Below are 11052 nucleotides of genomic sequence, written 5' to 3' on the forward strand. Positions count from 1 at the left end.
GGTAGGGTCAGAGCGCATCGGCGCCGATCTCGCCGGTGCGGATACGCACCACCTGCTCGATCGCGGTGACGAAGATCTTGCCGTCGCCGATCTTGCCGGTGCCGGCGGCGTTCTGGATCGCCTCGACCACCGCGTCCAGGCGGTCGTCGGTGACCACTGTTTCGATCTTGATCTTGGGCAGGAAATCGACGACGTACTCGGCGCCGCGATACAGCTCGGTGTGGCCTTTCTGGCGCCCGAAGCCCTTGACCTCGGTCACGGTGATGCCCGACACGCCCGCTGCGGACAGGGCCTCGCGGACCTCGTCGAGCTTGAACGGCCGGATGATGGCGGTGATCAATTTCATGCGCATACCCCGAATGGTGGAAAGAACCGGCCGGCATTGCGCCGCCCGGCGGTGTCATTCACCTGGATGCCAACCCCGGCATCCGATCGTTCGCGATTGCGCTGACCCCAGCAGATGCCATGCATCCGCCTCGTGGGAGAGGTCAGGCCCGCGCGTCGCGAACTGTGTGCTCTCTCATTACCCTTACGATCCATGGCCGGTGCCATGGACCGATCAAACGTGTGCGGCGATGGCGAAGGTGGGAGGGGGGCCTCCGCCATCGCCGCGGTGGAACTCAGTTGCCGTAGTACAGCTGGTACTCCAACGGGTGGGTGGCAGCACGGAACTTGGTGACTTCCTGCATCTTCAGCGCGATATAGCCGTCGATGAAGTCGTCGCTCATCACGCCGCCGGCCTTGAGGAACTCGCGGTCCTTGTCCAGCGCTTCCAGGGCCTGGTCCAGGCTGGAGCAGACCTGCGGAATCAGCTTCTCTTCTTCCGGCGGCAGGTCGTACAGGTCCTTGTCGCTCGGTGCGCCCGGGTCGATCTGGTTCTTGATGCCGTCCAGGCCGGCCATCATCAGCGCGGTGAAGGTCAGGTAGCCGGACTGCAACGGATCAGGGAAGCGCATTTCGATGCGGCGCGCCTTCGGGTTGGTGACCCACGGAATGCGGCACGACGCCGAGCGGTTACGCGCCGAATAGGCCAGCATCACCGGCGCTTCGAAGCCCGGGACTAGGCGCTTGTAGCTGTTGGTGCCGGAGTTGGAGAACGCGTTGATGGCGCGGGCATGCTTGAAGATGCCGCCGATGTACCACAGCGCCATCTGCGACAGGCCGCCGTAGCCGTCGCCGGTGAACAGGTTGACGCCGCCCTTGGCCAGCGACTGGTGCACATGCATGCCCGAGCCGTTGTCGCCCACGATGGGCTTGGGCATGAAGGTGGCGGTCTTGCCGTTGCGGTAGGCGACGTTCTTGATGATGTACTTCATCGTCAGCAGTTCGTCGGCCTTTTGCACCAGCGAGCTGAACTTGGTGCCGATCTCGCACTGACCAGCGGTAGCCACTTCGTGGTGGTGCACTTCGGTTTCGATACCGACCTGTTCCAGGGTCTTGATCATTTCCGCGCGCAGGTCGTGCAGGGTGTCGGTCGGCGGAACCGGGAAGTAGCCGCCCTTCACGCCCGGACGGTAGCCGCTGTTGCCGCCGTCGTATTTTTCACCGGTGTTCCAGGCCGCTTCTTCCGAGCCCACCTGGAAGAAGGTATGGCCCATGTCGTTGGCAAAGCGCACCGAATCGAAGATGAAGAATTCCGGTTCCGGGCCGAAGAACGCCTGGTCGGCGGTGCCGGACGACTTCAGATAGGCCTCGGCGCGCTTGGCGATGCCGCGCGGATCGCGCTCATAGCTCTGCATGGTGGCCGGGTCGAGGATGTCGCAGGTCAGCACGATGGTCGGATCGGCGAAGAACGGATCCAGATAGGCGGTGCCTGCGTCCGGCAGCAGCACCATGTCCGACTCGTTGATGCCCTTCCAACCCGCGATCGAACTGCCGTCGAACATCTTGCCTTCTTCGAACAGCGCCGGCTCGATGATATTGGCCGGAAAGGTGATGTGCTGCTGTACACCACGCATATCGACGAAGCGCAGGTCGACGAACTCGACCTTGTTGTCCTTGATCAGCTTTTCAACATTTTCCACGGACATCGGGAGAAACCTCAGGCAGGAGTTAAGTGGCTCGTGGGCAGCAATACAGCAGGGACCGTGCCAAGCCATCCAGATTCACAAGCCCTTGATTTTGCTTGCATCGCTCGCGTCCGCTAAAGTCGTCTAGCACCATTAGCGTGCAAACCGCTGGATGCAACGCACCCATATGGTGCGTTCCGCAATGCATTATCCTGGCGCCTCCCCCACCGCGCTCCAGTCCGATGTCCGATCTGATTTCCGCCCTGCTGTTGGGCATTCTCGAAGGCCTCACCGAATTCCTGCCGATCTCCAGCACCGGCCACCTGCTGATCGCCGAGCACATGCCATGGCTCGGACGCCGTTCTGACTTCTTCAATATCGTCATCCAGGCCGGCGCGATCCTGGCCATCTGCCTGGCGCTGCGGCAGCGGTTGTGGACCCTGGCCACCGGCCTGGGCGAACGCGACAACCGCGACTACGTGTTCAAGGTCAGCGTGGCCTTCCTGGTTACCGCCGTCGTCGGGCTGATCGTGCGCAAGGCCGGCTGGCAATTGCCCGAAACCCTCCAGCCCGTCGCCTGGGCGCTGCTGATCGGCGGCGTCTGGATGCTGGTGGCCGAGCACTTCGCCGGCAAGCTGCCCGAGCGCGATGTGGTGACCTGGAAGGTGGCCATCGCGGTGGGCCTGGCGCAGGTCGTGGCCGGCGTGTTCCCCGGCACCTCGCGCTCGGCATCGACGATCTTCATCGCCATGTTGCTGGGCCTGAGCAAGCGCTCGGCCGCCGCGGATTTCGTGTTCATGGTCGGCATTCCGACCATGTTTGCGGCCAGTGGTTACGCGCTGCTGGAAATGTACAAGCAAGGCGGCTTCGGCAACGAAAACTGGGCCGATGTGGCGGTAGCCTTCGTGGCGGCGACCGTTACCGGCTTTGTGGTGGTGAAGTGGCTGCTGGGCTACATCAAGAAGCACCGTTTCACGGTGTTTGCGGTGTACCGCATCGCGCTCGGCGCGGCCTTGCTGCTGTGGCTGCCGGCTGCTGCAGGCTGACGCGCCACGGCAACCGCCGGGCCTGCAGGTCGCGATGACGGCGACCTGCAGGCCAGGCGTCCACGGCGTGATGCCGGTCGTTGCCCCGGGCGCCTGCTGGCGGTATCACTGACGCATCGGATCACCGGGAGCTGCGCATGCGTGCCGTGTTCTTCGCCCCTGCACTGCTGGCGGCGGGCGTGACGGCCTGCGGATCGGGCGCGTCGCCGGACCTGCCCGGCACCAACCACGCGCCGGCCCAGGCGCCTGTGATGGCGGCCCCTGAGACTGACAATGCCCCGTTGCGCAGCGCCCTGCGCGCACAGCACTGGCACTTGCAGCAGGCCAGCGACGCGCACCGCACTGTCTTGCGCAGCCTGTTCGTCGACGGCCTGCCGCCAGTGCAACTGGACTTCAACGATCAGCGCCTTCAGATCAGTCAGACCTGCAACGCGTTGGGCGCCACTTACAGTGTGGCGCAGACGCAATTGCAGATTGGCCGGGTGGTCTCCAGCAAACGGATGTGCGCCGACGCACGCCGGATGGCGCAGGAGCGCGCCGCCAGCGACCTGCTCTCCGGCCGCTTCGCAATGGTGATGGACAACGCCGCGGCCGCGCCCCGGCTGATCCTGACCCGCAGCGATGGCACCCGGCTGCTCTTCCACGGCATCCCCACTGCTTACACCCGCCATGGCGGGCCGGGGCAGACGCTGCTGATCGAAGTGGCCGCAGACACCGTGCCCTGCGTCGCCGATCCGGCGCGTCGCTGCCTGCAATTGCGCGCGCACGACCCGGACGCGCCGGCCAGCGCGCAGACCGCAACGCCATGGCAGCCATACGACGGCACGATCGAGGGTTTCGACCACGAAGAGGGCATCCGCACCCTGCTGCGCGTGACCCGCTACCCGGCCGGCACGGATCCAGACGCCAAGCAGGTGGTGTACGTGCTCGACCAGATGATCGAAGCCGGCAGCTAGACCAGCCCCAGCCGCAGCTTGGACCTGACAGCGACGCCGCCGCTCCGGGTCAGAATCGGATGAGGACTTTACCCACGTGTTCCGCCTTGGCGAAGTAGTCGAAGGCCTGGGGCGCTTCATCGAACCGGTAGGTCCGGCTCTGCAGGGTCTTGATGCGGTGCTGCGCGATCGCCCGCAGTAGGTCCACGAACATCGCCCGGCTTCCATTGGCGATACCGCGAATGGTCACGTTCTTGCGGATCAACGACACATAATCGGGAATCGGCGAAGAGGCTCCGGGGGTGACGCCGATCACCACGATGATCGCGTTGGCCGCCGCTGCCTTGATCGAGTGTCCCAAGGTGTCCTGCCCGCCCGTCTCGATGATGACGTCCGCGCCGCCGCCGGACAGCTGCAGCACTGCGTCGGCCCAGTCGGGATGGGCGCGATAGTTGACGGTGATGTCGGCGCCCATGCGGCGTGCGAGCGCAAGCTTTTCGTCGCTGGAGGAGGTGATGGCGACGCGGGCGCCGTGGCGCTTGGCGAGTTCGAGCGCGGCCATCGAGACGCCACCGGTTCCCAGACAGAGCACCAGGTCGCCGGCCTTGATCCTGGCGACTTCCACCAAGGCGTGCCAGGCGGTGACCGCGGCCGATGCCAGCGCAGCGACATCCTCGTCGTCCAACGACGCGGGCACCTTGATCAGCGCAGATGCAGGCAGCGACACCTTCTCCGCCAGCCAGCCATCGTGGGTCACGCCCAGATCGTGAGCGAACATCTCGGCGCGGAACCTGCCGTCCAGCCAGGTGGGGAAGTGCCCGCAGACGACACGGTCGCCCAGCGCGACCTCGCTGACGCCTGCGCCGACGGAGGTCACGATGCCCACCCCTTCGGCAACGGGAACGCGCGTCTGGGCAAGCTTGCCGGCGTAGGTGCCTTTGAGAATTTGGAGGTCGCGGTTGATCAGGCCGACCAGTCGCGGAGCGACGATGACCTGCCCCGGTCCTGCAACCGGCTCGGGCATCTCGGCCGCGACCAGACTCTGCAGGCCGGTCTGATTGCCGATCTGGAATGCTTTCATGGGGGATTGCCTGTACTAAGAGCAGCTAACAAAACTACTGCGCGGCCGCCAGGCGGGCGCGGCCGGTGCTCGGAATCCTCATGTACCACTCGTACACTCCGGTTCCTCCGCGCCGTCCGCACCCACCTGACCACCGCTCGCTACGTTCTGTTAGCCGCTCTAAGACGCCGGCCGAACGTGGCTGGCGTCGTGGGGGATGGAGCAATCGATGCCACCGTCGTGATCGCTCAGCGCAGCGCCGGATTCAACGTATAGGTGCCATGCAACGCCGCTTCCGACAGCACATGGCCCTGGATCGCCGACAGCACATCGGCGGCGGTGAAGCTGTCGGGCAGGCTGAGCTTGGCCACGTCCAGCGCGAACACCCGGAAGAAATAGCGGTGCATGCGCAGGTCGTTGAACGGCGGGTACGGGCCGTCGTAGCCGTGGTAGTCGCCGGCCATGTCGGCATTGCCGGCGAACCACTGGGTGTAGGAATTCAGGCCCTGCCGGGCACCGGTCGGGCCGGGCGGTTGCTGCTTGCCCTTGACCACGAAACCGTCGCTGCAGCTGCCTGCGGCAATCTCATGCACATCGGCGGGGATATCGGCCATCGCCCAATGCACGAAGTCGGTGCGTGGCTGCTCCACCGGAATCTGCAGATCGTCGCGGCCGACGGTATCGGGCACGGTCGGTACGTCCGGGTCCAGGCACAGCAGCGCGAACGACTGCGTCGCTGCCGGCACCTCGCTCCAGGCCAGGTGCGGGTTGCGGTTGGGCGCAAAGCCGTCCGGCGTACCGGCGGCAAATTCCACTGCGATGGGCTTGCCGTTTTCGATGCTGTTGCTGGTCAGACGCATGGAGAGTCTCCGAGGGAAGCGATACGGACCAGGGTGCCTGGGTCCGTGCCGCAGCGGAAGACGTCGCCATGGAACCTTCTGATGCGCTCGACCGGGTTTACCGCTGCCCGCCGCGCGCTGCACCTGCGCGCAATGCACTAGCGCCAGGCTGCGGCCACGCCCAGGCGGCGCGCGAGCGCGACCGTTCTGATCGCGGCTCAGTCCTGCGGGTAGCCGAAGCGCACGGCGATCGGCGTGAGCCGATCGAACTGCGCGCCGAGCACGCCGCGATAACTGCGCCAGCGGCCCGAGGCCAGCCGCGCCGGGCCACGCGGCTCGACCAGCGGGAAGCTGAGCCCGAACGCGTGTTCCAGCGCAGTCGAAATGCCCTGCGGGTCGCTCTCGATCCCGTCCAGCCGGATGATGCGGTGCGGGTACAGATCGCGTTCGTGCAACACGGCCAGTTGTTCCAGCGCGATCAGCAGCCAATCGGTGGCCTGCTGTGGCGATTGCAGTGCCAGCGGCGCGGACGCACCGGCGGAGAGCCAGTCCAGCAGCATGTCGCGCGGGTCGCGCAGCGCGATCGCCAGACGGCCCTCGGGCAGGTGCGGGCGCAGCGCAGTCAACAGGCTGTTGTCCCACCACAGCAGCCAGTCGATGACGTTGCCATCGTCGATGCCGCGGCGCGGCAGTTGCGCCTTCCATCCTTCCACCAGCGCGGTCGGTGCCAGTTCGCCGGAGGCCAGCTGTTCGAGCGTGCGATAGCTCTGCAGCGCGTCCGACGGCGGCGTGGTGCCATAACGGTCGCCGCGCACCAACGGGGTAGCCGCGTCCATCACCGCGATCAGGCGTTCGACATGCGAGCCGGGCGTGCCCCACACGAACAGCGGGCGCGCGGTGACGGTGTCGGGAATGGCCCCCAGCGCCGGCCACTGCACCGGCGGCTTGGCGGCCTGCGGCGGCAACGGCAGGCGGTGCTGGGCCTGTTCGCGGTGGAATTGCATCCAGGTGCCCACGGCGGCATCGGGCTGGCCGGCGCGGTCCTGCACATTGCCCAGCCACGGCCGCAGCACGGTCTGCTGCGGCGCCGGCAGCGAGTCGATCAACGCTTCGACACAGGCGATCGCCGCCGGTGGGTCGCGCTCCAGCAGCGCTTCGACAATGCGCTGCTCGCCGCTGATGCGGCCCGGCTCCACCGCCACGATCTGGCGCGCCACCATCTCCGCTTGGTCGGCATGGCCCTGCATGTCGTGCACGCGCATCAGCGCTTCCAGCGCCGGCAGGTGTTCGGGCATGGCCAGCAGCCAGCGTTCGATCACTGCCTGCGCCTGTGGCCCGCCGACCGGCTCCACCGCCAGGCGCGCCAGCCACAGGTCGTGCGCAGTGGCCGAGGTGGCCAGCGCGGCATCCAGGGTGTCGCGCGCATCGTCCACCGCGCCCAGCCGCTCCCAGGCGGTGAGCAACGCATGCAAGGTGCGGCGGTCGGCCGGCCAATGCGCCAGCGCCAGGCGCAGATGCGCGGCGGCCTGATCGGGCCGGCCGGCCTGCAGCTCCATCTCGCCGGCCAGCCGGCGCATGGCCGGCAGATCGCCACCGGGCTGGTCGAGTACGCCCTGCATCGCTGCCAGCGCATCGTCCAGACGGCCCTGGCGCTGGGCCAGCTGGGCAATGAAGGCGCGCAGCGCGGTGCCGGGCGGATTGAGTTCGATCACGCGCTCGAAGGCGCGTTCGGCAAACGCAAAATGCTCTTTCTGCAGATAGGCAAAGCCCAGCGAGAACAGCACGCGGGCATCGTCGGGCAGTTGCTCGGCGGCACGGGTCAGCAGCGACAGGGCGCGGTCGCTCTGGCCGCGGCGCAGCTCCACCACCCCATCGACCGCCAGCAATTGCGGATGTTCCGGCGCCAGCCGCGCGGCGGTGCGGCTAAGCCGCTCGGCCTCGTCCAGATCGCCACGTGCCACCGCCAGATGCGCCTGCATCACGTAGGCGTTGAACTGGTTCGGATCCAGCGCGGTAGTGCGCGACAGCGCCGCATCGGCGGCAGACAGATCGCGTGTGGCCAGCAACGCGCCGGCGCGCAGCAGATGCAGGTCGGCATCTTCGGGCGTCAGCATCAGCGCGGTGTCGATGCTGTCCAGCGCCAGCGCCGGCTGCCCTTGCTGCTGCAGCGCAACCGCCAGCCAGCGGTGCGCGGCGGCGTTGTCGGGCGCGGTGGTTGCCCACTCGCGGGCCAGCGCCACCGCATCGTCGGCCGCATTGCGGCGCAGGGCTTGAAGAATGGCGTCTTGCATGGCGGCGCTGGGTCCCGGACAAACGCCTATTGTAACGATGCGCGGTGCGGCGGCTCGCTGTGCGACGGACACTGGCGTCTATGGCTAGGCCGGCATCTTGGGCAAGGCGTGCGTCATCGCCCTTGAACTCAAATCGACCGATCGCGCCGGTGAGGCGTTTGAACGCTTGCCGACTTTCGACGCAGTACGCTCGTGCCATAGGCCACGCAGAGCGCCCCAAACACCAACTGGCCCATGTGCCGGAGCGCAGCTTCGATGCCGACGGAAACCGATCCTGCGCGTGGGCGGAACAGGATATCCCCGGTCTTCAGATAGGTGTAGAAGCTGATCGCGCTGAAGTAGAAAATCACGCAACCGACAACCACCGCTAAAACGGCGACGACTGCATCTATATACGGATGTCGTCTCAGCATCATTCGCGAACTGACGTCAGCCGCTCGGCCACCCAGCGTTCGGCGAAGCCGTCGCCGCGGGCGTTTTCCAGAAAGCCACAGTGGCCGCCCCAGCGCGCGATTTCCAGCTGCGCGTGCGCCGGCAACTGCCAGGCGGCAAAATCCTCAAACGGAATCACCGGATCGTCTTCGGCCATCAGGATGTCGACCGGCACCTGCAGGTTGGCCAGGCGTTCGCCGGCAATCGAATAGCTGTCGAAATACGCTTCCAGCGAGCCATGCCCGGTGTGTTTCACCGCCAGCCAGGCCATCAGCCCGCGCATGTCCAACGCCAGGGTGGCGTCGTCGTAGCCGTGCTGGTCGGGGAATAGCTTGCGCTTGCGCAGCAGCGAGTCGCGCCATTTACGGCGGAAATACCAGTCGTAGAACTGTGGGCCTTTTTCCAGCTGCAGCATCGTGGCGGCAGGGTCCAGCAACGGACACACTGCCGCCACCCGTGCCAGGGGCAGACCGGCGGCAGGCGCACGCAACGCCAGCCGCAGGGCGAAATTGCCGCCCAGCGAATACCCGGCCGCCAACAGCTGCGCCGACGGAAAGCGCCGCCACAGATCGCCTGCGGCGTTGACGACTTCTTCGATCCGATCGGAATGGAACAGGTCCACATTGAGATGGTGGGTGCCGCCGTGGTCGCGGAAGTTCAGCCGGAACACCTGATAGCCCAGGCCGAGCAGGCGCGCGGCGGTCAGTCGCATGTAATTCGAATCGGCGCTGCCCTCCCAGCCGTGCAGCAACAACACGGTGCCGCGCGGCGGCGCATCGCCGGGCGGGACGCTCATCCAGCCCTGCAAGCGCACACCGTCGCCGCCATCGAGAATGTGTTCGCTGGTGACTGCGCCGCTAGCGGCCAACAACTGGCGGCTGCGGATGCGCCGCAACGCGCTGCTGCCCAGCACCGATTGCACATGCGGATTGCGCAGCCAACGCGGCGGCAGATAGTCGGAGGCGTTCATGCGCGCATCGCACCGGCGTCGCGATGGGCCGCAGGGGAGAGGTGCGAGCGCATCGCCAGCTAGGACTCCATCGCTGCGACGATACGCTGGCGCGCGGCGTCGGCCAGGCGGCGACGGCCTTCGATATCCAGCGCGCGGATCGGCTCGAGAAAATGCACTTCGGCCAACCGCGACGGCTCGCCCAGCAGGCGCACGATATTGGCGAAGAAACTTTCGCGCTCACCGAAGGCCACCACCGCTTGCGCATTGCCGCGCACGCCATAACGCAGCGCCACCGGTTGTACCGGCACACCGGCTTCCACCGCCGCCTGGAAAATGCGCGCATGGAACGGGCCAACCTCGGTGCCGCCGCGGGTGCGCCCTTCCGGGAAGACTCCGACCGGTTTGCCGCTGTGCAGGCGCAGCAGCATTGCCTGCAGCACGCCGCCCAGCGATTCGGTATTGCCGCGCTGATGGAAAATGGTCTGGCCCTTGATTGCCAGCCAGCCCACCAGCGGCCAGCCGGCGATTTCGCGCTTGGCCACAAACCCCATCACACGCCGGCTGTGCAGCATGGAAATGTCCACCCAGCTGACGTGGTTGGCCACGAACAAGGTCGCGCCCGGCAGCGGGGTGCCGAAGTGCCGCAGACGAAACCCGAAGATGCGCATCAGGCTGCCTTGCCACCAGCGGACCATCCGCTCGCCCAGGGTGTCCTCGGGGCCGATGCGGATGCGCGCCAGCGGCGGCGTCACCATGCACAGCGTGGCGATCGGCAGGAACACACACAGATGCAGCAGCAGCAGCGGCACCCGATACAGGTACCGGAACCAGCGCAGCGGGCCGCCAGCGTCGTGCGTGGCGTCCAGGGATGACTCGCTCATTCGACCAAGGGGACCGGTAACAGGGGAAGAAGGCACGCCTATTGTGACAGCAGCGTTGCGGCGGCGCAGTGCAGACAACGGGTGGCGCTGTTCCACCCATGCCCTTGCCGGGCCTGCTCAGCCATGGGTGCGCGCCACCACTGCCAGGGTCAGCCGCGACACGCAGACCCGCTTGCCGGCCGGATTTTCGATGACGATATCCCAGACATGGGTGCTGCGCCCCACATGCACCGCGCGCGTCGTGCCGATGACCACGCCATCGGTGGCCGCGCGCAGATGATTGGCATTGATCTCCAGCCCCACGCACATCTGGCTGGTCATATCCACGCACAGGTTGCCGGCGCTGCTGCCCAGGGTTTCGGCCAGCACCACCGATGCGCCGCCATGCAGCAGGCCGTAAGGCTGCCTGGTGCGGGAATCGACCGGCATGGTGGCGCGCAGCCAATCGTCGCCGGCCTCGGTGAACACGATGCCCAGATGTTCGATCAGGGTGTTTCGGCTGGCGGCATTGAGGGCGGCTAGATCGACGGGTTCGCGGAAGGTCATGGGCTGGGATTTGGGAGTGGGGATTGGGGAATCGCAACAGCGTTTGCGGCGACGGGGTGGT

At 66.6% G+C, this 11052-nt stretch carries 11 protein-coding genes and 1 other RNA gene; 3 read left to right on the top strand and 9 right to left on the bottom strand.

The window, feature by feature from the left end; all coding sequences use genetic code 11:
* Positions 1 to 7: 7 nt before the first annotated feature.
* Positions 8 to 346, bottom strand: a complete 339-nt coding sequence (locus tag XBLMG947_RS14440; protein WP_002808480.1) for a P-II family nitrogen regulator — start codon at positions 344 to 346, stop codon at positions 8 to 10.
* A 274-nt stretch (positions 347 to 620) separates the two neighbouring features.
* Positions 621 to 2030 carry a type I glutamate--ammonia ligase gene (gene glnA, locus XBLMG947_RS14445; protein WP_065469348.1) on the bottom strand — a complete coding sequence of 470 codons (1410 nt, stop codon included), beginning with the start codon at positions 2028 to 2030 and terminating at the stop codon, positions 621 to 623.
* Positions 2031 to 2251: 221 nt separating this feature from the next.
* On the opposite strand from glnA, the gene XBLMG947_RS14450 reads away from it, so the two are divergent.
* Together XBLMG947_RS14450 and XBLMG947_RS14455 are read left to right on the top strand one after the other, a co-directional pair.
* Complete coding sequence (locus tag XBLMG947_RS14450) at positions 2252 to 3055, top strand: undecaprenyl-diphosphate phosphatase (RefSeq protein WP_065469349.1); 804 nt, start codon at positions 2252 to 2254, stop codon at positions 3053 to 3055.
* A 137-nt stretch (positions 3056 to 3192) separates the two neighbouring features.
* On the top strand, positions 3193 to 4011 hold the full coding sequence (locus XBLMG947_RS14455) for an META domain-containing protein (RefSeq protein WP_065469350.1): 819 nt from the start codon (positions 3193 to 3195) through the stop codon (positions 4009 to 4011).
* A gap of 49 nt (positions 4012 to 4060) precedes the next feature.
* On the opposite strand, the gene XBLMG947_RS14460 is transcribed toward XBLMG947_RS14455, so the two are convergent.
* Positions 4061 to 5071, bottom strand: a complete 1011-nt coding sequence (locus XBLMG947_RS14460) for a zinc-dependent alcohol dehydrogenase family protein (RefSeq protein WP_065469351.1) — start codon at positions 5069 to 5071, stop codon at positions 4061 to 4063.
* Between the two features lie 80 nt (positions 5072 to 5151).
* Here XBLMG947_RS14460 and XBLMG947_RS14465 point away from each other — a divergent pair.
* A non-coding RNA gene (locus tag XBLMG947_RS14465) (sX9 sRNA) lies at positions 5152 to 5227 on the top strand.
* 71 nt (positions 5228 to 5298) lie between these two features.
* Here XBLMG947_RS14465 and XBLMG947_RS14470 read toward each other — a convergent pair.
* The 6 genes from XBLMG947_RS14470 to XBLMG947_RS14495 all read right to left on the bottom strand — a co-directional run bounded on the left by XBLMG947_RS14470 (position 5299) and on the right by XBLMG947_RS14495 (position 10991).
* Positions 5299 to 5910, bottom strand: a complete 612-nt coding sequence (locus tag XBLMG947_RS14470) for a YbhB/YbcL family Raf kinase inhibitor-like protein (protein ID WP_065469352.1) — start codon at positions 5908 to 5910, stop codon at positions 5299 to 5301.
* Between the two features lie 197 nt (positions 5911 to 6107).
* Positions 6108 to 8180, bottom strand: coding sequence for a tetratricopeptide repeat protein (locus XBLMG947_RS14475; protein WP_065469353.1), 2073 nt, complete (start codon positions 8178 to 8180; stop codon positions 6108 to 6110).
* Between the two features lie 128 nt (positions 8181 to 8308).
* Entirely contained in the window at positions 8309 to 8596 is a 288-nt protein-coding gene (locus XBLMG947_RS14480) for a hypothetical protein (RefSeq protein WP_065469354.1), read from the bottom strand.
* Positions 8593 to 9582: a YheT family hydrolase gene (locus XBLMG947_RS14485; protein ID WP_065469355.1), complete on the bottom strand. Its 990-nt coding sequence runs from the start codon at positions 9580 to 9582 to the stop codon at positions 8593 to 8595. Before XBLMG947_RS14485 ends, XBLMG947_RS14480 begins: the two co-directional genes overlap by 4 nt.
* 59 nt (positions 9583 to 9641) lie before the next feature.
* Positions 9642 to 10541, bottom strand: a complete 900-nt coding sequence (locus XBLMG947_RS14490; protein WP_181093270.1) for a lysophospholipid acyltransferase family protein — start codon at positions 10539 to 10541, stop codon at positions 9642 to 9644.
* Positions 10542 to 10562: 21 nt separating this feature from the next.
* Positions 10563 to 10991 carry a hotdog fold thioesterase gene (locus tag XBLMG947_RS14495; RefSeq protein ID WP_065469357.1) on the bottom strand — a complete coding sequence of 143 codons (429 nt, stop codon included), beginning with the start codon at positions 10989 to 10991 and terminating at the stop codon, positions 10563 to 10565.
* Positions 10992 to 11052 lie beyond the last annotated feature (61 nt).

Origin of the sequence: Xanthomonas bromi, assembly GCF_900092025.1 — a bacterium.
Classification (GTDB): domain Bacteria; phylum Pseudomonadota; class Gammaproteobacteria; order Xanthomonadales; family Xanthomonadaceae; genus Xanthomonas; species Xanthomonas bromi.